This window comes from Pseudoalteromonas sp. S3785 (genome assembly GCF_005887365.1).
In the GTDB taxonomy this organism is placed as follows: Bacteria; Pseudomonadota; Gammaproteobacteria; order Enterobacterales; family Alteromonadaceae; genus Pseudoalteromonas.
Genome location: NZ_PNCT01000024.1, coordinates 26,280 through 49,818 on the forward strand (window position 1 = coordinate 26,280; position 23,539 = coordinate 49,818).

Below are 23,539 nucleotides of genomic sequence, written 5' to 3' on the forward strand. Positions count from 1 at the left end.
AGTGGTTGAGTAAATGGCATTTAATTATGCATATTAGCCATAGAGTAAGGCAGCTATGCTGCCTTAGTATGTTGACTTAGTGGTAGGTTATTTACTTTGCAGATGAATGCCTGCAATCATGCATCTAACCGAACCTCCCGCCGACTCTATGGTTGGTATAGGTAACGGAACAAGTTTAGCTGTTTTTTGTATTGCTGCTTTTTGCTCGGTTGTAAGTGCATTAAACGCCGTTTGTGAGAGTGCTAAAATACGACCATTTGTACCTTGTAACTCTATTGCGTTGCCACAAAAGCTACTTATTTGCGCATTAGTTAAGTTTATTACTTCTAAATGGCTTTGTATAAAATGGTTAGTTAATTGTTTGTGCTGACTATTTGGTACCATATCTAGGCTGATCATGGCAAACTCTGTGGCTACACACATTAATACATTAGTATGATAAACCGCAGTACCTTGCTTATCGTAGGCATTAAATACAACAGGTTTTAGCCTTAATTGCTCGCATACTGTATTAACCACAGTTTTAGTAGTGCGCTTAGATTCTACTGCATAAGCAAACTTATGTGGGTGGTCAATAACAAGCGAACCGGTGCCTTCTAAAAATGCATTTTCTTTCGCTAAAAATGAATAATCAGTCACAGGCAACACTCTATAGTGATCAGTCAAAAAATCAATTATATCTTTTCGATATTCTAATCTTCTGTTTTCTGCGTACATTGGGTACATAACTAGCTCGCCACTTTGATGGGTAGAAAACCAATTATTTGGAAACACAGAATCGGGCGTGTGTGTATGTTCGTCTTCAAAAAGATGAACCGTTACGCCCTCGTTTTGCAATAATTTAACCGCATTGGTTACTTCGTCAAAGGCATGCTGACTCTGATTTTGTGAGTTGCAGGTACTTTGAAACGTGTTGTCTAACATAGTTTGTGGGTTAGATGTAAAGTGATGCGGTCGTACCATCACCACAGCGCTGGGTGCTTGCTTTATATAACTCATGCCACTTGCTCTTGCTTAGGCGTTTTTGCTGTTTGTGTACTATTAAGTACCGAAAATAAATTACGCGGATCGGCTTGTTGTGTAATTAAATCAAGCAGTTCAAACTCACCTGCAGCCACCAGCGCGTCTTTAATATAAACCAGTGCGGTAAAGTCTTCGCTTGCAAAACCTACCCCATCAAAAATAGTAAGCTCGTTGTTACTTATACGCCCAGGTGTTTGTTTATTAATTACTTTATGAAACTCTGTTACGGCAAAGGTTTCGCTCATTTGCTGAATTTCGCCTTCTATTCTGGTTTGCGGCTCGTACTCTACAAACACAGTGGCACGCTCTAGTAACTGTGAATCAAGCTCTGTTTTACCAGGGCAATCGCCACCAATGGCATTTAAATGCACACCCTGTGGGACCATATCGCTGGTTAAAATAGTGGCATTTTTTTTATCGGCTGTGCAGGTTGTAATAATGTGCGCGCCTTGAACGGCTTCTTCTGTGCTATTGCATAGAGTGACATTTAAGCCGTAGCCACTTAAGTTGTTGTAGGCTTTTTGTGAGGCGTTTTTATTAATGTCGTATAAGCGAATGTGAGTAATGCCTAACACAGCTTTAAAAGCCAGTGCCTGAAACTCAGACTGTGCACCATTACCAATTAATGTCAGCGTTGTTGAGTTTTCAGGCGCTAAATACTTTGCCACAAGCGCCGATGTAGCCGCTGTTCGCAGGGCCGTTAGTAGACACATTTCACTGATCATAACTGGGTAGCCGCTATCAACATCTGACAAAATACCAAATGCGGCCACTGTTTGAAGCGCTTTAAATGTGTTTTTTGGATGACCATTTACATATTTACAGCTAAACATTTTGCCATCGCTTACGGGCATAAGCTCTATTACACCATCTGGAGAGTGCGCTGCATAACGTGGCGATTTATCAAATTCGTGCCAGCGAGCAAAATCTTGCTCTAACCTTTGAGTAAGTTCTAGCAACACGTTTTCTATTCCCATTTTATTTATAAGTTTGGCCATTGCCTGTACGCTCACAAATGGAACACCTTGTTTAGGCTGTGCGATAAAATGACTCATAAATACCTCTTTAATGACTAAATAAATTATTTGAAATAAGTTTATAGGCCAGAGATGCTACTTAAAATGCCAAAATTTTATACAAATAATAGTATTTTTTAGCAAATTGCTATGCATTAAAGTACAAATTTTGTAGTTTGTAATAAACACATAATCCAAGGCGTTTTATGACCCCTTACATTTACGACTCATTAGATAACGCATTAATAGCCGAATTAAGAAAAGATGGCCGCGCTTCTATTTCAGCATTGGCCGATGTTTTAAAGGTGTCGCGCGGGACAGTGCAAAACCGTTTAGACCGGCTGGTTTCATCGGGTGCTATATTGGGCTTTACGGTTCGTGTACACGAACACATAGAAACCGAAGCTGTAAGAGCCATTATGATGGTGGAAGTGGTGGGTAAATCGACCTCGCAGGTTATTAAAACCATGCGAGGCATTCCAGAGCTTACTAAGTTACATACCACCAATGGCGCTTGGGACTTAGTGGCTGAAATACAAGCTGCAAATTTAGGTGAGTTTGATGGTGTACTCAGACAAGTACGCGAAATAGAAGGCATTTTAAATAGCGAAACCAGTATATTATTGTCATCCACTTAGGTTTATTAACGCTATGTTTTACTATATGTATTTTATGCAATACTCGGTTTATGTATTAGCTAATGGACTATAGATTGAACAAGCTTTCTATTCGGTATTATTCGCAAGGTATAAAACGCCACCAGCACAATTACCATCAACTCGTGTTACCTCTACACGGGGAAATTTTTATAACGTTAAATAATGACTATAAAACAACGGTGAGTACGGGCAGTTGTATCGTTATAGAGAAAAACGTAGTGCATGCCTTTACGGCCGATGAAGCCGCGCGCTTTATTGTGGCAGATTTAGATGCCCTTCCTGATAACCTTATAAACCTTTTATGCCCTAAAATCTCAATAGATAGCCGTTTATTAAGTTACTTACAGTTTATAGAGCAGCAACTACTTGTTGTTAATGATGAAAAGCTGACTAGCTCAACCTTTGATTTATTTTATTTACTACTTTGTGAGCAAAGTAGCCACAGTAATATTGATAAGCGAATAGATAATGTCATAACCACGGTAAAGCAAAATTTAGCGTATCCCTACACGTTAAAAGAGCTGGCCAATATTGCCTGTTTAAGCGTTACACAATTTAAAACTGTGTTTAAAAGAAACACCAACATGAGTGCGCTGCAATATATCACTATGTTACGAATGCAGCATGCGCGCGCCTTATTAACCCATTCAGACCTACCAATCGCTTTAGTAGGTGAGCGCATTGGCTATAACGATGCCTCAGCGTTTAGCCGTCGGTTTAATTTATACTTTGGGCAACCACCTAAGGCGTTTACAAAGCAGTAAATTGCGTCAGAGCAAACAACAATACCATCTTTTTAGCACATTTAAACTTCAGCCTATTGGTACACTCAGTAAATAGTATTTACGGAGGGTAATTAATGGCAACACACATAGGGTTTTTAGCAATATTTTCGTGGGGGCTTTTAGCATTACTGGGTAATTTAACTAAAGCACTGCCTGCTTTTGAGTTACTTTTTATATGCTTTTCAATCTCTTTTATTATTTTATTAGTTAAACGCGTCGCTACAAAACAGCCATTATTCAGCCCGCCTAAGCTTTCTAAAAAGCAAATTATAATAGGTGTTACTGGTTTGTTTGGTTTTCACTTTTGTTATTTTATGGCTTTAAAGTACGGTCCTTTAATCGAGGTAAGCTTAATTGTGTACCTTTGGCCATTATTGCTAGGTGTATTTGTAGCTACTCCAGGGGCTAAATTTAAAGCCATATTAGGCGGATTACTGGGATTTTTAGGCACGCTTAGTTTAATTACCGATGGCAGTGGGTTATCTATTAATAGTGAATATTACTTAGGGTATTTTTTTGCAGGATGCTGCGCAGTATTGTGGTCGAGTTATTCTTATTTAATGTCGCGATTTAATAGCCATGTAGATGACATAGGCTGGCTTTCACTTATTGTGGCTGTGCTTGCCCTTTTTGCACATTTTTATTTTGAAACAACCGTAATAAATTTATCTGTTTCACAATGGCTAGGCGCTATTTTATTGGGATTAGGCCCTGTGGGCGGTGCATTTTATTTATGGGATCACGGTTTAAAATTTGGTAACCGCTCGCTATTAGCTTCGTTGAGTTTTTTAACGCCGGTGCTCTCTACCTTTATTTTAATACTTGCCTCGCAGGCTCCCTTTAGTTGGTCAGTATTTATTGCTTTGGCGCTTATTTTATTAGGTGCAGCTATTAGCAATAAAAAACCTTCAATAAGTTTAAAAAAAGCATAGCTTTAATTTTGCTTAGGCACTTTACCCACGCTTAAACTTAAGTAGAGTTTAAGCGTGGGTACTCAACTACATGGCGTAGCTATGTGCGTAGTCAACTATACGGGCGTTTTGGCTTTTTAAATAAGCGCGGCCTGCTTTTACACCTAGCTTATGATCAAAGCGTAAATCATCGTTTGAGCTGCCTAATAATTTACTGTGCAGCTTTTCATCTGCAAAAATTTGTATAATTTCTACATCACTAGGCGGATTAGCAATAAACGTCAGCTCGTCTAGGTATGCTTGTTCGTGTTGAACCAAGTAATCGAGTGTTTTTGGGCAGTAACCTGATGCACATGCAAATGTTCTAAGCTTTTGAACCCATGCAGTTTGCGCTTGAAAATGCTCATCAACGGTTCTTATTACTACAATTTTTCGTGCACCACGGTTATAAGCTTCGCGTACAGGCAGTGGTGCCGCTAAGCCACCATCTACATAAAAATCTTCACTCGATTGCTCTTGAGTTAAATGTGCTTCGTTTGCGGCTTTTGTATCTAACCAAGGCGTTAGTTTAACCCCCTGTTTATACAAAAAAGGGAGTGCGCTCGATGCCTTTAGTAAATCTCGCCATTGCCTACCTTCACCTGTTGGCGATAGGTAATAAGCTTTTCTGTCACGAGTGTTTGTAGCGGTTATGAGCAACTCTCGCTCACCTAAACTGTTTTTAGCTGTTTTAAAGTCAAGAGCTCTGTTTACTTCGGTGGTTTTTTCAAAGTACCAATCTAAATCAACAATGTGTTTACCCATTAAACCACGGCCTAATTGAAAAAAACGCTTGTTACGCGAAAGTCCTCTAATTAAACGTTTTGCATAGCCTTTTTGGCGTGCTAAATAGCTAGTTAAATTTTGCGAGCCGGCAGAAGTGCCAATAAATAAATCAAAAGGGTCGTAGTTTTGCTCTAACCACGCATCAAGTACACCGGCTGTGAATATCCCTCGTTGTCCGCCGCCTTCAGCTATCAGTGCAACTTTTGGCTGCGCTGTATGAGTAACTGAATTAGCCGATGCGGTTGTTAGAGCGTTCACGGTGTACCTTCCTTTAATTTAATGATGTTTGGTTAATAACTACATTATAAAAAACTAAAGCAATGTCTTAAAATTGATTGTTTAAATCAGTTTGATTGATAAAACAGAACGACACATAATTTTAAACGGGCCTTGTCCTTGGCACCCTAAGTATATTTAATTATCGAAAGTGTTTGTTCAGACATCACTTAAAGCTAATAAGTTTGTATTCACTTTTAATGATGTCTATATACTAGCAAGGCCTGTGTGTACGCTTGCTTAACTAAACACCTCCTTTTTAAATTAGTGCTTTATTTCCATTAAAATTTCGAGGGCGCGGTGGCGTTTTTCGCTGTCGTATACGTCGTTTGTAAATATAAACTCATCCACTTCTAGCTCTTTGGCTATCATTTGTAATTTATGTTTTATACTCACATGCCCGCCAACAACGCTTAAGCTTAAAAAGTTTTCGACATGAGCGCGCTCTTGCTCACTCCATAAACCTTCCATACTCTCTACCGGTGGTTTTAACCACAGCTCTTTACCACGTATTAGTTCAAGCACCCGTTGCTTTGAGGTGGTAGATAGGTATTGCGCTTCTTCGTCAGTTTCTGCTGCCACCAGCGGTAAAGCAAGCATTACATAGGGTTTATCTAATACATTTGAGGCTTTAAATTCTCGTTTATATAGCGCGATGGCATCATGTACAAAACGCGGCGCAAAGTGCCCTGCAAATACATAAGGTAGCCCTTTTTTAGCGGCCAGTTGCGCGCTAAATAAACTCGAGCCTAATAACCAAAGTGGTACGTTTGTGTCCTCCCCCGGTATAGCACGTATAGGGTGAGTACCGTTATATGGGCCTAGTAATGTTTGCAGCTCTGTTACCTCCTCTGGGAAGTTTTCAGCGCGGCTCATATCATTATTCAGTGCACGGCTGGTTACAGGATCACTACCTGGAGCGCGGCCAAGGCCTAAATCTATTCGTCCAGGGTATAAACTCTCTAATGTGCCAAACTGCTCAGCCACAACTAATGGCGAATGATTCGGCAGCATTATTCCGCCGGAGCCAACACGTATACGCTGAGTTTTACCTGCAATATGGCCTACTAATATTGAAGTAGCAGCACAAATTATACCGGGCATATTGTGATGCTCAGCTAGCCAAAAGCGATTAAACCCTAGCTGGTCGGCGCGCTGAGCGTATTTAGTGGTTTTATTGAGCGTATGAGAAACACTGTCCCCTTTGATCATGGGGGCAAGCTCTAATAACGAAAAGGGAATGGAAGATAACAAAATAGCAGCTCCTTAAAATGCATGCTAACAATGGGCTTCATCATCAGCATAAAACACTTAAATGGGTCTGCTATTTATTCAATTCAAGTTAGCTAACAGATAAAAGAAAAAATAGCGTTTACCTGCTTTGCTTTAAGGTATTTATGCAAGCTCAGGGCTTTGCTGGCGCTCTTTTTTATAACTCTCTGAGTTCAGGCCTTTTTTCCAGTAACCAGAAGAAACTATATTACAGCGCGGTATATCACACTCCTGCGTAAGAAAGGCTTTGGCCTTACGTACCAATCCTGCCTCTAATGCCATAAATACAATAGGTGGCTCATTTGTGCTGGTTAAATTGTTAAGCGCGCTGAGCATATCGGCCTCGGGGGTATTTGTAATTAACCAAGTAACATCGCGCTGCGTGTGTAAATTAATTATGTCTTGCGCTGTAAGGGCATGCACAAAGGCGTCAATTTTTGCGCTGGCGGGTAACTGCTGCATGTAGCCCTTTATTGCATTAACTGAGGTTAAATCGCCTAACAATACATAATGCGGATGCTGGTAATTATCAAGCTTTTTAGGACCAGGGCCCGCTATGCCTACGTTGTCACCAACTTTTGCAGTTGCGGCCCATTGCGTAGCCGGGCCTTGGTGCATGTTTATTACAAAGTCGAGCGTTATTGCACCGCTTGCCTCATCAATGTCTCTTATTGTGTAAGAGCGCATACACGCGGTTTTTAAATTAAAATCAACTTTGCCATTTTGGGGGATAAGCACTTTTACATAACAACCAATATGCGCTTGTGTTAAATCCGAAAACTCATCAGAGCCTACAACAATGCGCTGTAAATGCGGTGTTATTTGTTCAGTACTTAGTACCGTAGCTTTGCGAACTTGTTTACCCATTTAAAATCACCTCGTTTAACAAAATAGTTAACTGCTTTTTAAAGCAAGCATTGCACAACGCCCCATTGGTTGATAAAATCAACTATAACAAACTAATTGATATTATCAACCATTAGAGAGCTTATGAACACGCTTTTATCAAATACCCTATTTGAGCTGATGCAAAATTACCGCGTAACAATACGCGAGGCTATTAACGCAGGCGACCTTGGTATTAATGCTATGCACGTGCGTTGTATACACATTATTGCCAGTACATCTAACTGTACCGCTAACGACATTGTGACTAAAACACAGCGCGACAAAGCACAAATTGCCCGGTTAATTAAAGATCTCATTGCCTTAAACCTTATTAATAAGCAAGCCAGTGAGCACGACAAACGATGCTTTATTTTATCGCTCACTGAACAAGGCAACACACTGTTTGATAAGTTATTAGCCTCTGAGCAGCAAATAAATGAGCAAATGTGTAAAAACTTAAACCCGCAGCAAATCAAAGACTTTTTAGATACCGCGCAACAAATGATCAAAAACATGGCGTGATCTGTCTTTCATTTCTTGGCATAACTTACACAAAACGCATATACTGTACACTTATACAGTGTATGCGTTTTAGGTTGTGTTATGTTTGTTATTCCCGTTTATATAGAAGCCGGTGTGTGTGGGTTTGAATCGCCCGCGGCGCAATACGCCGAGCTTGGTGTTTCGCTTGATGAGCTATTAATAAAGCACCCCGACGCCACCTTTATTGGTATTGCATCGGGTAACTCCATGCAAGAAGTGGGGATTTTTGAGGGCGACTTGCTTGTAGTAGACCGTGCTGAGCAAGCCGATAACGGCGATGTTATTGTTGCCAACTTAAATGGTTTATTTGTGTGTAAGTTACTTGATAAAACCAATGCGCGGTTACTTTCAGCATCGCCTTTACATAAGCCGGTACAACTAACCCCAGCTGATGAGTTTCAGTTAGAGGGCGTGGTTACACTATCAATTAGAATGCACCGCCCAAGCCCTGAGTTATTAAAATGTACGCCTTAGTCGATGCTGTTGCCTTTTATGCCAGTGCCGAAAAAGTGTTCGACCCTGCTATTCGCTCTAAACCTGTGGTGGTTTTAACTAATAACGATGGCTGCGTATGTGCGGTATGCCCTATTGCTCGGCACTTAAACATTCCTAAATTTGGCCCTTATTTTAAAGTTAAGCACCTGCTTGAGCAACACAAGGTGGTTGTACGTTCGAGTAACTATGAGCTGTACGCCGATTTAAGCGCCAAAATGATGAACATAATTGGCCGCTTTTGCGACACACAGTATATATACAGTATTGATGAGTCGTTTTTACACTTTAATGGCTACACACCCCTTATACAAAACTGGCATGAGTACGGGCATACAATAAGGCGTACCGTGTGGCGTGAAACTAAACTCCCTGTGGGTGTTGGTTTTGGCCCAACACCTACGCTTGCTAAAGCCGCTAACCATGCAGCTAAAAAGCTAAGCGGGTTTGATGGAGTGGCCGTTATAAATAACGAGCAAAGCCGCCAAGCAATTTTACAAAGAATGAGCTGCGCCGATGTATGGGGGATAGGAAAGCGCCTAGCTAAAAAGCTTAACATAATGAACATACATACAGCATGGGATCTGGCACAGCAAAACCCTAAAACCATGCGCCGCGCGTTTAGTGTGGTGGTAGAGCGTACCGTAAGTGAGCTAAATGGTATATCGTGCTTAACATGGGACGATGTACGCCAAGATAAGCGAGAAATATATTCTACTCGCAGCTTTGGTGAGCGGATCAGTGAGCCAACAGCTCTTAAAACTGCCCTTATTAACCACGTAACTACAGTTGCCAGTAAACTACGAGGGCAGCGCTCACTAGCAAAACAACTGTATATATTTGCCGCCACGGGCAAACACGAAGACCGCTATTGTAAAAAGTCGTTTATATATAAATTTGCCACCCCCACTAACGATACCTGCGTAATGGCCAATGCTGTATCAGAAGTATTTACTCATATTTACCAGCCAGGTGTACGGTTTTATAAATGTGGTGTAGGTGCTTTAGAGCTTACCTCGGTGCAGTACCAGCAAAACGATTTATTTAGCCAAAGTGCCGATAACCCTAAATTAATGCAGTGTCTTGATACGATAAACAACCGCTACGGAAAAGGCATACTCACTCTAGCCAGCAGCAAATTAAACCAAGGCTGGCATATGAACAGAGATTATTTATCGCCCCAATACACAACGCGCTGGCACGATATACCGCAAATTCATTGCAAGTAAATTAATCAACTTGTCTTGTAAATGTGCACTCTACTGCCGGGGAATTCTGCGTATATTTGAGCGTTGTAACACTGGTAAACTTAATGCTTTGTCTGATGGTTTTTTCGTTATTAGGGTCAATACAGCGGCTCATTTTTAAGCTGTTATCAACACCATCACTTTTGTACTTATAAGAGCTAGTTACAAAACAAAAATTTGGCTTTTTAGTTGTACGGGTGCCGTTGTGTAGGCTTTCAAACGCAATATGCTCGCCTAATTTAAAACCCGCATCAGGGTAAACGGGGTTAATTAAACTCAACTGACTATCCACACATAAGGGGGAGTTAGCAGTTACCACCTGGTAATCGCCAAGCATTGTTTTTAATAACGGTATAAAACGGCTTTTATTACTCGGCGTAACAGTTTTAGCAAAAAGTACATTACTTAGAAGTAAACAGCTCATACATAATAAAATTTTACGATAACTCATTAAAATTCCAACTCATTACTAATAAAAATAGCATAACACACTCAACTCTATACTTACTTAAAATACATTTGGTTCATAAAAGAAAAAGCCCCTTGAATACATCAAGGGGCTTTTATCACTATAAAAATATATTTATTAGTAAGTGTTACTTAAAGCTCTGCGCTCTTGTGTACACAACAGAAAATGCCAAAAGCAGCAACATGAAAGCTAATGAACCACCACCACTGCCCTTTTCACTACTTGTGCTAGCATTAGTGACGGTCACTGCTAAACTTTGCTCAGTTTCACCTTCACCATCAGATACAATAAGCTTGAAGCCCAGCTCTGTAGTTTGAGACACACTTGGCGCTGTAAACTTAAGTGTGCTGGAGTCAACATCGTTAAGCGCCACTTCTACGCCCATTGTTTGAACCCACTTAAGAGAAAGCTCTGAGGATTCTTTATCGGTTGCAGACGCTGTCACTGAAACTTCCTGACCTTCTTTAACCGACACCGCAGATGTACTTAATTCTACACTTGGAAGCTGATTAACATGTAAAAAGCTAACGGTGTATACTTGCGTAAATTGCTCATAGCCATCTGATATCACTAACGTAATATCCGCATCAACTGTTTGCTCAAGCTCACCCACGGTAAGTACCGCTTTACCTTGAGTATCCTCAGTTGTAATAGATAACTGAGAGTGTTCAACACGCCATTCGTAAGATAACGTATCGCCATCAGGGTCAGTAGAGCCAGAAGCATCAAGCTCAATAGTAGCAAGTTCTTCTATTGTGGCTGGTATATCTACATTTAATACAGGCGCCTGATTTAGACTCTCTTGAGCTAGTTTTGCCACAACTTCAATAGCGCCGTTTACCTCTCCATCAAGGTCGAATGCGCTACCATCTGCGATTGCAAAGCTAAAGCAACGTGAACACACTTGCTCATATACATTACCTGATAATACAGTGGCCGACTGCCAACCAGCCGCGGTTAGTACTCTTACTTGCATGTCTGAGCTTAAAATTGCATTTACATACTCAGGTAGAGCAATTTCTGCGGTGCTTGATGAATTAGATAACGTAACACGAAGGTTAATTACATCACTTTTAGCTTGGAAGTGAGGTTCTATTAGATCTAAATCTGAGAAATAAGTGCTGAGCGCTTGTTCAGAAATAGACATATCAGCAATATAACCCGCTGCTAAAGCCTCTTTGATGCTACCTACAGCTAAGTGATTAAACTCATCAATACTGTGAGCACTATCACCTGAAGCTAAGATAGCTGTATTAGTGACCGATGAGCTATCTAGGTAATCAGCAATACCATCTTTATCGCTATCACCTACTCCTTCCTCAATATCAGGTATACCGTCGCCATCAGTATCTAGTTCAGGGTCATCAAATATAACGCTATCAACAAGACGTAAACTAGTTTGCTTAGTTGCTAGTAGTTCATCACCTTGTTTTACACGTAAAGTTAAATCTATATTATTGGTTTGCTCAGAGAGATTTGCACTAAATGAAACATCCCACTGTGAATCAGCTGTTTTATAAATGTAAGAATCAACACCTGCGGGGCCAATAAGCTCAAGGGATATATCACTACCTGTACTAGGTAAATTTACTAACTTAATGGTGGCATTAAAGTCAGGTATAGAACGCTGAATAGTTTTATTAACTGCTTTACCATTTTGATAAAAATCAGTAATAAACTGCGCCTGTGCCGCTTCACTTAAGTACACTAGCTGGCTGTTATCATTTTTGTCTATAAACACATTACCATTAGATAGGACACTAATACTTGCTGCGCTGCCTACAAATTCTCGCTCTAACTCAAGCTTAATAGGTCCATACTGATTAGTAGTAAAATACTGGGTGCTATTATTAGCTTGTAAATGAAAGCTAGAGTAACCATATGGGTTAGCGCCGCTAATAAAAACATCTACAAGCACATTACCATTTTGATACACATACGTAGTAGGCTGAATACTAATTTCAGGGAAAATCATAGCCCTTACGTCGCCTGATACATGATTTCCAGCTTCATCTACAGCAGATACAGGAATAGATACATCGCCCGTTCTAAATACAAAGCTATCATCAATTTCCAGAAGCGTTATAGCTGAAACACTATCGTAAATAACACGATTATCTAAAAGTGCATTTTTTATAGCCGTGATCGTGCTGCCATAAACACTAAAAGTATACGGTTGGATAATCGGGGCAGTTGTATCAACAAGTGTGACTGTTTGTATAGCCGATGTTTCGTTACCAACATTATCTCGTGCAATCCATGTAATCTGGTGCTCGCCTAGGGGCAAGTAAGACCCTGAGCTTGTGTATACTTGAGGCTCTAAATGACCGTTATCTCTAGCCTCTGGAGTATATAGACGAGTAATATTTGTATTTTGAGAGGTCGCCTCTACCGTAATAGGCTCAAGACTCGATATAAACTCAGGCGGACTATTTTCACCGCGGCTTGCATCATCTGGGTGGCTATCCTCACTGTCTTGAACACCATCACCATCTGAATCTGAGCTAAGCGGATTACCCGAAAGTTGATACTCTTGTAAATTAGTCAAACCATCATAGTCGTAGTCATAATTAGCGTCGTAGGGTTCTAAAGCATTTAGCCCATATTCAAATTCCCAAAAATCAGGAATACCGTCCAAATCATAGTCGCTGGTAATGTCAATTTCAGCACTCCAAGTTATATTATCAACGGATAACGGCTGCTGCTGAAGGTATGCGTCCTCATATTTAACTTTAATAATGTTATAACCATCATCTACCGGTAACAATAAACGAGACTGGCTACCACGATTTACATCTATAGGGCTACCATTTAAGCTTATTTGCAACGCTGAAGAGTTATAAACCAAATAGTCTAAATTAATAAAACCGGCTTCAAATAACCCCGCAATGGCAAAACCACCCACCTTGCTAGTAGGCGTTAATGCTAAGCTAAGGCTTGCATCGCCCATAGTTGACCAACTTGTATTAGCTTGCCAACCCCAAGAGTTAACAGCAAGTGCGGTAAACATTGAAGGAAGAAGTCCATCTTCAAAGCTTTCATTTAATTGCGTGAAAGATTGCACTAATGATGAAGCATCATTAGCTAGACTCTGAGAGTAAAACTCCTGAATATTGGTGTAGCCATCTTCATCGTAATCTAAATTAGCATCTGCAGCGTCTAAAGGTAAAAGGTCATTACTTACCTCATACCCATCACTTAGCTCATCATTATCTGTATCACCTGAGGTTGGATTAGTTCCAAGGTTAAATTCTTCTAAGGCTGAAAGACCGTCAGTATCGTCATCAGATGCAGCATCACTTGCATCGAGACGATTTAACCCATGAACTAACTCCCAGTAATCTGGCAATTGATCATTATCAGTATCTGTTAAATCAGTTTCTGAAAATAAAGCAAAATTATCAAGCCATACAGCATCTGCTCCATTTGAAACGGAGCTATCTTTAAAGTATTTAAATTCAATGTTATGCAGCCCTTCACTTAAATTAAGCAAAACAGACGTTGCCTCTAAGGAACTGGAATTATTTAGGTCACTACGCCCAAAAACTTCTTGCCCATCAACAATAATACTTAAGAAGTCACAGCAAAATTCAGACTCAATTTTGTAATCGAATGCCAGTACACTCTCTTCAAATAAACCTGTTATGGTAAAGCTACTATATTGTGAATCACTAATAACGCCTGAGCGAATGCTTTGTAGACCGTCGGTTGCAAAATCATTTGTTATAAACCAAGGTGCACTAGAGCCTTCAGCTTCAACCATCCAAGTAGGTAGCGAAGAACCTTCAAATGACGTAGTAATATTTAAAGCAACAGGGAAAGAAGTATCTGACTGTGGGTCAGTATTTGCTAAATACTCAGTTAAATTTGAAAACCCATCATTATCTGCATCTTCTGCTGCATCTGACGAACTGGTTAGATCTAAACTATTATTGTACTCCCAACCATCAGGAATAGTATCGCCATCTGTATCAGGGTTATTTGGTAAACCCGCATTTAGAAATTCTAATAGATTAGATAAGCCGTCCGCATCAGCATCTAATGATGCATCTTCACTGTTATTTGTATCAAGACCATGCAGTAATTCCCAAGAATCAGACATACCGTCATTATCTGCATCAGGAAAGTTAGGCCCTATGTATAAATTATCTATATATACAGCATCTGCAGGAGTAGAAACGGATACATCTTTAGAATAGGTGAATTTAACAGTATTTAGTCCAGCAGGAACTTGGAAAGACGCGTCCTTCCACTCGCTTATTCCTGACTCATCTAAAACAATTGAACCATTTATCTGAACACTAAAGTAGTCATAACCACCTTCTGTGTCTAATGCATAGCTAAAGTTTACATAGCGTTGCTCGCCACTTAAAAAGCTGAACTCAACACTGGTAGATTGGTTGTCTGTAATGTCGTTATTAGTCAGCACAAAGCCAGAGCGGCCATCAAACTCAGTTGTTAACCAAGGTGTCTGCACGTTCGACGAAATAAACAAACTGGGTACTTGAGCATCATCAAAATTGAAGGTTGTTCCTGGAAAAAAGGTTGGCTCAGAGCTCGCATCTGAAGGGTCGCTGTTGCCAAAAAACTCAATTACATTACTCCATGTGTCTGAGTCTAAATCAAGCTGGGCATCATCTGCATTTAGCGGGTTTAGTGAAAACGAAACTTCCCACCCATCAGGCATGCGGTCAAAGTCAGAGTCTGCATTGTTAGGTTTAGTAAGGTATACATTAACTTCATCATAATCTGATAGATTATCTGAGTCGGTATCCATTGCATTTGGGAAAGTATTGGCTAAGTATTCTTCTAGGTTTTTTAAACCATCTTGGTCTAAATCAAGTCCAGCGTCATCAGCAGTACTTGGATCTAACCCGTAAAATAACTCCCAGTTATCATCCATTAAGTCTGCATCGGCATCTATAAACTGAATATTATCGCAAGTAACACCTACTTCATTAAATGCTGCAATAACATCGTTAGCTTCATATCTTAAATCAATGGCAGAGTTTATAGCGCCACAGGCACCATCAATAAAATCACTAGAATTAACCCAATAATTTTGATTTGCAAAAAGCATTATTTCGAACGCTTTTTTAGGGTCCCACCCCTGAGTATTCGAAAGAAGGAAAAAAGCACGATTAAACACACCACTGCTAAAGTGAACATCCATACCTGAGTAGTAATCACTTGCGTGATCAATCGAAACGCCATCTAGAGATGGCGTTTCAAAATAACGTAGTGCCGGGCTTGTTTTTGAAATATCAGCACCAGATAACCAATCAGTCTCTGAGCGCAAAAAATACTCTGCCGTTTCACCTGCCATATCAGAGAAAGATTCGTTTATCCCCCCCGATTGTTCTGCATAAATTAAATTAGAGTTTTGACTAGTAAAACCATGGCTTACCTCATGAGAGACGATATCAAGTGAAACTAACGGGTAAAACCTATCAGCGCCATCGCCAAAGGTCATAGCCTGACCATTCCAAGTTGCATTTTCCCAGTTGTTACCACTGTGAACACGCATTAACAATTGAAAAGTAAGCGGGGCTGTGTTGTACCATTGTTGATACATATCAAATACCGCAGTACCGAAGGCGTGAGCATCATTTAATGGGGAGTAAGCGCCATTAACTTCTTTGTGAGTATTCCTATCACAGGCAAACGAGTATGCTTCACTTGGCTCAAAGCCAGACTCCATAGTGACAGTTTTAACTTTATCATTTTCTAAGAAACACAGCTCACCACGTTGCGTAATATCCAGTGCTTCAACATCAGTACCGTATTCATATTGCCCTGTTTTTTCATTTCCTCCAGGGCCTGTACCGTGGGCATTTTTAATATTATCCCACTGTTTAAATACACTGTAATCAGATTCGCTTACTAAAGCTGTAGGCTTTTTTTCAATGCCATTTTCAAACACGTTTAATTCAATTAAGCGAACAAAATGTGCCACTCCGCTATCAATATAAACATACCGTTGGTTGTTAGCTATTTGATAAGCCGTCGATTCATCAAGCTTGGCTTTTGTTAAAATAGATTTAACCGCAGTAGTTTCATCAAATTGACTATTAGCCGTTTTATTTAAAGATACAGCATCAATATTTTTCGCAAAAAAACCACTTATGTGGTGATTGCTAGGTTGCACTCGTATTTGCTGCCCCCAAATTGGCACGCCTGCAAAAAACTGCTGCATCTTTTTAGCTGATGACCGAGTTTGTTTTAAATTGAAGGCTTGAGGAGTATCTAACTCAATAAAGTAAGCGTGGTTAGAAGAGCTATTAGTTAAACCTACGCTTTGATTTAAAAGTAAGTTAACTTCTGATAAAGATGATTTGTTTACTCGTTGCGAAACCGCCGCGTGTGCACTTAGCGAATTTAAAAAGCAAAACGCTATCAATCCTGATGAGAGTGTTTTATACATAACATTCCTATGTCGTATATTGTTATTATTCAGTGTTTGTTCATTTTAAAACACACTAATGTAACATAACAATTAACATAGAGTCATTTAAAAAATGTATAAATAGGTACGATTGTGAACAACTGTGAAAGGAAAATTCAAGATGATGACACTAAATGTAACCATCTTGAATGTTAGTAGCGTTGAGTATTACTGCCAGTATTTTGCAAATAATTGCGGATAGCTTTGTTTTAAAAACTTGGGTTTGTCTTTAAAGCGCTTACCTGTAGGTTGCTCCCCTGAGGGTACAAAAGGTAATTCGTCATCGTTACGCTCTTCATAGAGTAAACCCGCAATTAAATCATACTCATCAATATAAGGGTAAGGTTGCTCATTTAAATAATACACTGGGGTGCACTGTGCAAGTGAGTCGGCGTTATCTAAAGCATTGTTAAATACTGTTTGTCCGCGAGAGATAAGCCAACACCTAAATTCGCTAAAGCCGTATTCATCGTTACAACCGGCCATAACAAATGCAGCGCCAAATAAATCCCAGGTAAAACATTTGCGCATGTGAATACCAAAAAACTTATCAAAAGCAATAAGCTGCTCATCAGTTAGCTCGCTCAATTTAGCTTTTAAGTTTTCACTTACACTTTGTGGGTCGAGCCCAAGGTCGGGGGTAGTTACTAAGTCCCAAAATTCCTGCTCAGTTAACGCTGTCATTCTAAAATCTCTTTCACTCGACCAACTTGACCGTCTTCTAGGCGTACTTTAATACCATGCGGGTGATTAGGTGACTTAGTCAATAAACGCTCAACTACACCTTGTGTTAATGTGCCGCTGCGTTGATCTTCTTTTAATACAATATTTACGCTTGTACCTGGTGTGATTTGCGAACGCGATGGAACAGCCATGCTTTACATCCTAAAAATAATTTTGGTAATTATACCGTCCATAGCTTGGCAAACCAATGTTAATCAACTAAAAACGCTATTTGCTTAGCCGCTACTGGTAAGCTAATTTTGCTAAGTTCAGCGTTAATAATATCGACTAGCTGAGAAAAATGCGCCTCGGCATCGTGATAGGCTATATCATCTTCAAAATAGCAGCTTATTTTTAGTGACTTTGCTTCATTTTTTAAATCAATGGTGTGAGTTAAATAGGCAAAACCATAATGAGTCGCTTTTATTTGCTCACAGGCGTGAGTGAGAGCTTGACGTATTTGTTTGTCGCGCAATTTTTGTGTTTTAGTCATAGATTATTGTGTTTGTTCGCTTTGCTGTTTTTTATATTCTTCGAAATTTTTATCTTGTTGTTCAAGGCACTCATAATACTCTTTATCGGCTTTATAATTACATTCATCAAGGCGTGCCGATTGTATTTCGTGAAAGCGGGCATCAGAGCTACACCCTGCAAGTACCGATAATCCCACAAGCAGCAATGCACTTTTAGTTATTTGACTGATTATCATTAAATTTCCTTACATTTTTAGTGATAAAAATGGGTTAAATCACAACAATATTATTGTATATTAGCGCCATAAAACCTTACTTTGCATAGGATTCATAATTATGATGTCGCAGTTACAAAAGTTGTTTCAGCGTATAGACAAAAGCAAGATATTTCAATCATTTGTTATTGCTGTTATTGTTGTTTCTGCTCTTACTGTAGGTGCTCACACTTACTCACTTCACCCGACTGTAGAATTTGCCCTTAATTGGATGGATGTTGGGATTACTACCTTCTTTTTAATTGAGTTAATTATTCGCTTTATTGCAAGTAAAGGTATAAAAGACTTCTTTTCAAAGGGCTGGAATATATTCGATACCATTATTGTACTTGGTAGCCTCTACCCTGCTGCAGGTTCAACCATGTTACTTGCCCGATTGCTACGTATATTTAGGGTACTGCGTTTAGTGTCTATGATCCCAGAGCTGCGTTTATTAGTTAATTCCTTGCTAAAAGCCATTCCGCAAATGGGCTATATAGCGCTGCTAATGTTTGTTATTTTTTATATTTACGCAGCCATGGGCAGTATGATGTTTGCTGATATTAACCCAGTGCTTTGGCAAGATGTATCCATTTCAATGCTTACGCTATTTAGAATAGCCACCTTTGAAGATTGGACCGACATTATGTACGAAACTATGGCGGTGTACGAGCTGAGCTGGATTTACTACCTCACGTTTATCTTTTTAACTGCGTTTGTATTTTTAAACATGATGGTAGGTGCTATTTTAGAAGTAATGAGCGAAGAACATCGCAGTGCCCGTGAGCTAAAAGCAGATAACAACTCACTGCCTGCAACGCAGGGACAAGTGCTAGAGCTACAAGCGCAAATAGCTGAGCTAAAAACCTTATTAAGTAAAACATCAGAAAATAAAAATACACCTAGCTAAAAGCTCAAAAAGCCCTTTGTATTGAATTAATACAAAGGGCTGTATGGAATACCAATTTGCAATAATACTTGCTCATTTTGCGGGGTTAAACGTGTCGCAACCTGAGTTAAAACTCACTCAATTAGAACAACTAATAACGAATTTTTTTACCTGCTACCTAAACGTTTTCCCTCTTAAAATAAAGAGCTTAATTAAGTGAATTTGTGTTACTCGTCTTGTTGCTCTTGTGTGCTTTCAAATGAAATCACATTATCAACCTTCATTTTAAATGCTTCAAAAAACGCGTTTTTTAATACCGAGATCACGGCTTCAAAAGTAGATACATCAGCGTTGTCTAGCTGTCCATCTATGGGCACCCGAGCAGCCACCAGCTCTGACTCGTCGTTTTCTAAAAGCGCACCGAGTAAATCAATACTGCCTTCAAAAATAACGGTAAATAGGCCGTCATCATCTTTTTCTATATCTTCACGCCACGAAAAAACACTTAAGTCATGAACACCGGCTTTTACATATCCATTTAAGTTATTATTGTTAGCGGCCAATTCCATGGCGCCATCTATGCCGCCGGCTTCAATATCAAATGGGGTATACACTTTAAAAACAGTCTCAAGGTTTTTAACCGAAAAACGCTGCACTTCAACATTAAAATCAAAGTTAGCTTTATCGCTAAAGGGGTCTAATTTACCATTTAAAGACAACTTAGCTTCACCCATTAGTTGCCCCTCTACTTTTAAACTCGTAACTAAGGTTTTAGAGAGGTTTTGTGCATTGGTAATGTTGTTAATATTAGCGTTTATATTTGATATATAGGTTGGCTGCTCTCCTTCGCTGGTGGCATTAACTAGAGTTACTTTACCTTTCTCTATACGAAGCATATCGATTGAAAACGGTACCAGATCATTGGCAAGGCCTACCCACGTTGTCTCGTCTTTAACTTGTTGGTTTTGTTCTGCAGTAGCGGGGTCCTTATCGTAAATAACAATCTCTGGGCGGATAAAAGCCATGTTGGTGACAAAATTACCGTTCAATAAAGCAGACCACGCGAGCGAAAAATCGAGCGTATCTATAGAGAGTAGCGGCTTAGGAACCTGCGTGGCATCTACCGCGTAAATTTCTACATCGTCAACAGCGTAAGCGCCTCTGTATAAATATAAATCTACATCACCAACATGCCCTGTTATGCCTTGAGTTTGTTCAAGCTGCTGATTTACATAATATTGCACGGCATAAGGGGCTATTGCTCTGAGTAAAATTAACAGCAAGGCTGTAACCACTAAGGCATAAAACCATTTTGCGCGTGAATTTTTAAAAGTAGAAGCCATTATCTTTCCTTATGTGAAGGCTCATACCAATCGCTATAAAGACTTAATCATTTTGCTGAGCGATAGATGTTGCAACAAGCGTTAAAATTTTAATTAGAAAAAATTAAATAACGCGTTTTTGCATCGCCGACAACATGTGCTCACTCTCAAAGAGATAAGTTGATTAAAGCAATTGGTATAAATAACTCGGTTTAAGTAAAAAATACCTACAAAAGTGAATTAAATACTCACAAAAAAGCTGAAACCGAACGAATAAAGGTATATCACAATATTGTGAGCAAAAGGCATACCACGAGGCACAATACATAAGTATTAGCTAAATTCACCCAATACATAAACATTTAAAAAAGCAACGGCTAAAAACACCTAACCCACTCGAATAAACTTATAAGCTCAACTACAGTAAAAGATAACTTACACAAGAACATAGACTCTATGAGCCCAATATTTTTTATTTTAATTACTCTTTTGCTAACCAGCATTATTTGGTCTGTTATATTTTTAATGGCGTGGTTTACACTAGGCAAAAAGTCGTATGCTTTATTTTGGGCAGGCGCGTTTATACTTTCTGCGTGCCAATGGGGGACTATTTTATTGCGGCCTCACTTCGACTCAGACACCCTCTATTGGATGACAGGGGTCAGTTTATCTATGGGGTCTGTAATTTTGGGAACTTGGGGACACGCTATTCGAGCTGGAAGTCCTATTAATTTAAGGTATTTATTAGCAATAGCTGTAATTACCTTAGCCTCAGTTTATTATTATAAAGCCGTAAATGTTCATATTGGTTTATCCATGTCGTTGTATATTTATTACGATATTTTACTGCTACTGATCAATGCCGTCATCATCATAAAACATAAAGCTAAATCGCTACCTGCCGAAATTGGAGCTGCCATTACTTACACAGTGTGTGGAGTGTGTTTATTTATTGCTGCGACGATTGCACTTATGCAAGGCAGCCAAGTAAACCAAGCTTATTTAGATTTATACACACTCATTAATTTTATCACAGTCCCGACTGCGCATGTTGGTATGGCGGTGTTTATTATTTTTATAATGGCTTCTGATTTAGCCCAAGAAATGCAAAAACTGGCCATGACTGATGTACTCACACAGTGTATTAACAGACGTGGCTTTTACGACATTGGCCAACAAAAAATTGAATCTCAGCTTGGCTGTAAACAGCATGTATCCCTTATATATTGGGATATAGACTCATTTAAAAATATAAATGATGACTATGGACACGCCGCAGGAGACGAAGTGCTAGTCCAAGCAACTCAGCGTATAAAAATGTGTTTACAAAAAGACGATATTTTTGCTCGACTAGGCGGAGAAGAATTTGTCGTTCTCATAGCTAGAGACTCAGAACTAAAAGCACAGCAGTTTGCTGATAAACTGCGAGAAACTCTTGCGAGTAAGCCTATTGAATACGAAAAGCAATGCATAAATGTTACGGCAAGCTTTGGGGTGATCAACATTAAGTCTGTTAACACGCCAATTGATAAAGCAATAGATTTAGCAGACAAAGCGTTGTATATAGCAAAACACGAGGGGAAAAATAAAGTAGCGTATGCAGTGCCGCTTAACTAAAAAAGGGGTTAGCAATAGGCTAACCCCTTTTTAATATACACTTTTAAATGCAGAAATTATTCACCATCTACAATAATGCGCAGCATACGACGAAGTGGCTCTGCAGCACCCCATAACAGCTGATCGCCCACAGTAAATGCGCTGATGTATTTAGGGCCCATAGCAAGTTTACGAATACGGCCAACAGGAATACTTAAAGTACCTGTTACTTTAACAGGTGTTAAGTCGGTAGCACTAATTTCGCGCTCATTAGGAATCACTTTAACCCACTCGTTATGCGACGCTAAAATTTCTTCAATTTTTTCTACGCTAATATCTTCACGTAATTTAATGGTCATCGCTTGGCTATGACAACGCATTGCACCAATACGTACACATAAACCATCAATGGGCACTGGCTGTTTAGAAGAGCCTAAAATTTTGTTCGCTTCAACCTGAGCTTTCCACTCTTCTTTAGACTGGCCACTTGGCATTGGCACGTCAATCCAAGGAATTAAGCTACCGGCTAGCGGTACGCCAAATTGGTCTTGTGGTAAATCGCTTGAAGCCATTTTTTCGCTCACTATTTTATCAATTTCTAAAATAGCTGAACTTGGGTTATCTAGTTGCTCGGCAACGCTTGAATGAATAGCGCCCATTTGTGCAATAAGTTCTTTCATATTACGAGCGCCGGCACCAGAGGCCGCTTGGTAAGTCATTGGGCTTACCCACTCAATTAAGTCTTGCTCAAACAAACCACCTAAAGCAAGTAGCATTAACGATACGGTACAGTTACCACCTACAAAAGTTTTTACGCCTTGCGCTAAACCTTGTTCAATGACATCTTTATTTACAGGGTCAAGTACAATAATGCTGTCATCAACCATACGCAGTGCAGATGCCGCATCAATCCAGTAACCATCCCAACCCGATTCGCGTAATTTAGGGTAAACCGCTTTGGTATAATCACCACCTTGACAGGTAACAATAATATCCATTTTAGCAAGTTCATTTACATCACTTGCATCTAATAACGGTTTTGCGTCGCCCGCAATATCAGGGCCGAGTTGCCCAGCTTGTGAGGTGGTGAAAAAGGTGGTGTCGATATGTGCAAAATCACTTTGCTGTTGCATACGTTCTAATAACACAGAGCCTACCATGCCACGCCAACCGACTAATCCTACTTTTTTCATTGTTTGTTCCACTGTTTGGTTCATAAAAGATGCCTTAATACATTAAAAATTAAAATTCATTGCGTGAGAATTAATTTTTATTAACGCCAAAATAACACCCTAAGCACCCTAAAACTAGTGAATAAATCGAAACTTAAATATTTTTCATACTGTAAGGGCATGTGACAAAAGGTAGATAAATTAAACATTAATAAAAGCGTCACCCTGTTGAAACCTAAACCGACCAAGCTTAGTAGGA

Annotated in this window: 21 protein-coding genes; 8 read left to right on the forward strand and 13 right to left on the reverse strand. The window is 39.6% G+C overall.

Annotation, left to right across the window (positions count from 1 at the left end; translation table 11 throughout):
- Positions 1-87: 87 nt before the first annotated feature.
- Both ctlX and ocd read right to left on the reverse strand, forming a co-directional pair.
- Entirely contained in the window at positions 88-999 is a 912-nt protein-coding gene (gene ctlX, locus CWC17_RS06830; protein ID WP_138612430.1) for a citrulline utilization hydrolase CtlX, read from the reverse strand.
- Entirely contained in the window at positions 996-2,078 is a 1,083-nt protein-coding gene (ocd, locus tag CWC17_RS06835) for an ornithine cyclodeaminase (RefSeq protein WP_138612431.1), read from the reverse strand. The genes ctlX and ocd overlap by 4 nt, the downstream gene beginning before the upstream one ends.
- 167 nt (positions 2,079-2,245) lie before the next feature.
- Here ocd and CWC17_RS06840 point away from each other — a divergent pair, with 167 nt between their 5' ends.
- From CWC17_RS06840 to CWC17_RS06850, 3 genes are all read left to right on the forward strand, one after another.
- Positions 2,246-2,677: an Lrp/AsnC family transcriptional regulator gene (locus tag CWC17_RS06840; protein ID WP_004586320.1), complete on the forward strand. Its 432-nt coding sequence runs from the start codon at positions 2,246-2,248 to the stop codon at positions 2,675-2,677.
- Positions 2,678-2,751: 74 nt separating this feature from the next.
- Positions 2,752-3,462, forward strand: a complete 711-nt coding sequence (locus CWC17_RS06845; RefSeq protein WP_138612432.1) for an AraC family transcriptional regulator — start codon at positions 2,752-2,754, stop codon at positions 3,460-3,462.
- A 95-nt stretch (positions 3,463-3,557) separates the two neighbouring features.
- Positions 3,558-4,415 (forward strand): DMT family transporter, encoded by an 858-nt coding sequence (locus CWC17_RS06850; RefSeq protein ID WP_138612433.1) that lies wholly within the window; start codon positions 3,558-3,560, stop codon positions 4,413-4,415.
- A gap of 66 nt (positions 4,416-4,481) precedes the next feature.
- On the opposite strand, the gene CWC17_RS06855 is transcribed toward CWC17_RS06850, so the two are convergent.
- The 3 genes from CWC17_RS06855 to CWC17_RS06865 all read right to left on the reverse strand — a co-directional run bounded on the left by CWC17_RS06855 (position 4,482) and on the right by CWC17_RS06865 (position 7,634).
- Positions 4,482-5,477: a patatin-like phospholipase family protein gene (locus CWC17_RS06855; protein ID WP_138540057.1), complete on the reverse strand. Its 996-nt coding sequence runs from the start codon at positions 5,475-5,477 to the stop codon at positions 4,482-4,484.
- Positions 5,478-5,759: 282 nt separating this feature from the next.
- Positions 5,760-6,749, reverse strand: a complete 990-nt coding sequence (locus tag CWC17_RS06860; RefSeq protein ID WP_138540056.1) for an LLM class flavin-dependent oxidoreductase — start codon at positions 6,747-6,749, stop codon at positions 5,760-5,762.
- A gap of 141 nt (positions 6,750-6,890) precedes the next feature.
- Positions 6,891-7,634, reverse strand: coding sequence for a siderophore-interacting protein (locus tag CWC17_RS06865; protein WP_138612434.1), 744 nt, complete (start codon positions 7,632-7,634; stop codon positions 6,891-6,893).
- Between the two features lie 123 nt (positions 7,635-7,757).
- Between CWC17_RS06865 and CWC17_RS06870 the strand changes: the two genes are divergently transcribed.
- The 3 genes from CWC17_RS06870 (at position 7,758) to CWC17_RS06880 (ending at position 9,919) form a co-directional block, all read left to right on the forward strand.
- Positions 7,758-8,177: a MarR family winged helix-turn-helix transcriptional regulator gene (locus tag CWC17_RS06870; RefSeq protein WP_055013600.1), complete on the forward strand. Its 420-nt coding sequence runs from the start codon at positions 7,758-7,760 to the stop codon at positions 8,175-8,177.
- 81 nt (positions 8,178-8,258) lie between these two features.
- Entirely contained in the window at positions 8,259-8,672 is a 414-nt protein-coding gene (locus tag CWC17_RS06875) for a LexA family protein (protein ID WP_055017071.1), read from the forward strand.
- Positions 8,660-9,919: a Y-family DNA polymerase gene (locus CWC17_RS06880; RefSeq protein ID WP_138612435.1), complete on the forward strand. Its 1,260-nt coding sequence runs from the start codon at positions 8,660-8,662 to the stop codon at positions 9,917-9,919. Before CWC17_RS06875 ends, CWC17_RS06880 begins: the two co-directional genes overlap by 13 nt.
- A 1-nt stretch (position 9,920) precedes the next feature.
- On the opposite strand, the gene CWC17_RS06885 is transcribed toward CWC17_RS06880, so the two are convergent.
- The 6 genes from CWC17_RS06885 to CWC17_RS06910 all read right to left on the reverse strand — a co-directional run bounded on the left by CWC17_RS06885 (position 9,921) and on the right by CWC17_RS06910 (position 18,283).
- Positions 9,921-10,361 carry a hypothetical protein gene (locus tag CWC17_RS06885; protein ID WP_138612485.1) on the reverse strand — a complete coding sequence of 147 codons (441 nt, stop codon included), beginning with the start codon at positions 10,359-10,361 and terminating at the stop codon, positions 9,921-9,923.
- A gap of 172 nt (positions 10,362-10,533) precedes the next feature.
- A complete protein-coding gene (locus CWC17_RS06890; protein ID WP_138612436.1) occupies positions 10,534-16,830 on the reverse strand; it encodes a M4 family metallopeptidase in 6,297 nt (2,098 codons plus the stop codon).
- A 189-nt stretch (positions 16,831-17,019) separates the two neighbouring features.
- Complete coding sequence (locus CWC17_RS06895; RefSeq protein WP_138612437.1) at positions 17,020-17,535, reverse strand: DUF4240 domain-containing protein; 516 nt, start codon at positions 17,533-17,535, stop codon at positions 17,020-17,022.
- Positions 17,532-17,726 (reverse strand): YwbE family protein, encoded by a 195-nt coding sequence (locus tag CWC17_RS06900; RefSeq protein ID WP_138612438.1) that lies wholly within the window; start codon positions 17,724-17,726, stop codon positions 17,532-17,534. Before CWC17_RS06900 ends, CWC17_RS06895 begins: the two co-directional genes overlap by 4 nt.
- 59 nt (positions 17,727-17,785) lie before the next feature.
- Positions 17,786-18,067 (reverse strand): hypothetical protein, encoded by a 282-nt coding sequence (locus tag CWC17_RS06905; protein WP_055019016.1) that lies wholly within the window; start codon positions 18,065-18,067, stop codon positions 17,786-17,788.
- A 3-nt stretch (positions 18,068-18,070) separates the two neighbouring features.
- Positions 18,071-18,283, reverse strand: a complete 213-nt coding sequence (locus tag CWC17_RS06910; protein ID WP_138612439.1) for a hypothetical protein — start codon at positions 18,281-18,283, stop codon at positions 18,071-18,073.
- Positions 18,284-18,383: 100 nt separating this feature from the next.
- On the opposite strand from CWC17_RS06910, the gene CWC17_RS06915 reads away from it, so the two are divergent.
- Positions 18,384-19,211, forward strand: coding sequence for an ion transporter (locus CWC17_RS06915; protein WP_138540047.1), 828 nt, complete (start codon positions 18,384-18,386; stop codon positions 19,209-19,211).
- Between the two features lie 206 nt (positions 19,212-19,417).
- Here the strand turns inward: CWC17_RS06915 and CWC17_RS06920 are convergent, their stop codons facing one another.
- Positions 19,418-20,533, reverse strand: coding sequence for a DUF748 domain-containing protein (locus CWC17_RS06920; protein ID WP_138612440.1), 1,116 nt, complete (start codon positions 20,531-20,533; stop codon positions 19,418-19,420).
- A gap of 435 nt (positions 20,534-20,968) precedes the next feature.
- Here CWC17_RS06920 and CWC17_RS06925 point away from each other — a divergent pair, with 435 nt between their 5' ends.
- Positions 20,969-22,129 carry a GGDEF domain-containing protein gene (locus tag CWC17_RS06925; RefSeq protein ID WP_138612441.1) on the forward strand — a complete coding sequence of 387 codons (1,161 nt, stop codon included), beginning with the start codon at positions 20,969-20,971 and terminating at the stop codon, positions 22,127-22,129.
- A 56-nt stretch (positions 22,130-22,185) separates the two neighbouring features.
- Here the strand turns inward: CWC17_RS06925 and asd are convergent, their stop codons facing one another.
- Positions 22,186-23,325: an aspartate-semialdehyde dehydrogenase gene (gene asd / locus CWC17_RS06930; RefSeq protein ID WP_138612442.1), complete on the reverse strand. Its 1,140-nt coding sequence runs from the start codon at positions 23,323-23,325 to the stop codon at positions 22,186-22,188.
- Positions 23,326-23,539: the final 214 nt, after the last annotated feature.

Excerpts from the sequence above, each read along its gene's own strand:
- ctlX (WP_138612430.1), bottom strand. The coding sequence starts at position 999 with ATGAGTTATATAAAGCAAGCACCCAGCGCTGTGGTGATGGTACGACCG.
- ocd (WP_138612431.1), bottom strand. The coding sequence starts at position 2,078 with ATGAGTCATTTTATCGCACAGCCTAAACAAGGTGTTCCATTTGTGAGC.
- CWC17_RS06840 (WP_004586320.1), top strand. The coding sequence starts at position 2,246 with ATGACCCCTTACATTTACGACTCATTAGATAACGCATTAATAGCCGAA.
- CWC17_RS06850 (WP_138612433.1), top strand. The coding sequence starts at position 3,558 with ATGGCAACACACATAGGGTTTTTAGCAATATTTTCGTGGGGGCTTTTA.
- CWC17_RS06865 (WP_138612434.1), bottom strand. The coding sequence starts at position 7,634 with ATGGGTAAACAAGTTCGCAAAGCTACGGTACTAAGTACTGAACAAATA.
- CWC17_RS06870 (WP_055013600.1), top strand. The coding sequence starts at position 7,758 with ATGAACACGCTTTTATCAAATACCCTATTTGAGCTGATGCAAAATTAC.
- CWC17_RS06875 (WP_055017071.1), top strand. The coding sequence starts at position 8,259 with ATGTTTGTTATTCCCGTTTATATAGAAGCCGGTGTGTGTGGGTTTGAA.
- CWC17_RS06880 (WP_138612435.1), top strand. The coding sequence starts at position 8,660 with ATGTACGCCTTAGTCGATGCTGTTGCCTTTTATGCCAGTGCCGAAAAA.
- CWC17_RS06885 (WP_138612485.1), bottom strand. The coding sequence starts at position 10,361 with ATGAGCTGTTTACTTCTAAGTAATGTACTTTTTGCTAAAACTGTTACG.
- CWC17_RS06890 (WP_138612436.1), bottom strand. The coding sequence starts at position 16,830 with ATGTATAAAACACTCTCATCAGGATTGATAGCGTTTTGCTTTTTAAAT.
- CWC17_RS06895 (WP_138612437.1), bottom strand. The coding sequence starts at position 17,535 with ATGACAGCGTTAACTGAGCAGGAATTTTGGGACTTAGTAACTACCCCC.
- CWC17_RS06900 (WP_138612438.1), bottom strand. The coding sequence starts at position 17,726 with ATGGCTGTTCCATCGCGTTCGCAAATCACACCAGGTACAAGCGTAAAT.
- CWC17_RS06905 (WP_055019016.1), bottom strand. The coding sequence starts at position 18,067 with ATGACTAAAACACAAAAATTGCGCGACAAACAAATACGTCAAGCTCTC.
- CWC17_RS06910 (WP_138612439.1), bottom strand. The coding sequence starts at position 18,283 with ATGATAATCAGTCAAATAACTAAAAGTGCATTGCTGCTTGTGGGATTA.
- CWC17_RS06915 (WP_138540047.1), top strand. The coding sequence starts at position 18,384 with ATGATGTCGCAGTTACAAAAGTTGTTTCAGCGTATAGACAAAAGCAAG.
- CWC17_RS06920 (WP_138612440.1), bottom strand. The coding sequence starts at position 20,533 with ATGGCTTCTACTTTTAAAAATTCACGCGCAAAATGGTTTTATGCCTTA.
- CWC17_RS06925 (WP_138612441.1), top strand. The coding sequence starts at position 20,969 with ATGAGCCCAATATTTTTTATTTTAATTACTCTTTTGCTAACCAGCATT.
- asd (WP_138612442.1), bottom strand. The coding sequence starts at position 23,325 with ATGAACCAAACAGTGGAACAAACAATGAAAAAAGTAGGATTAGTCGGT.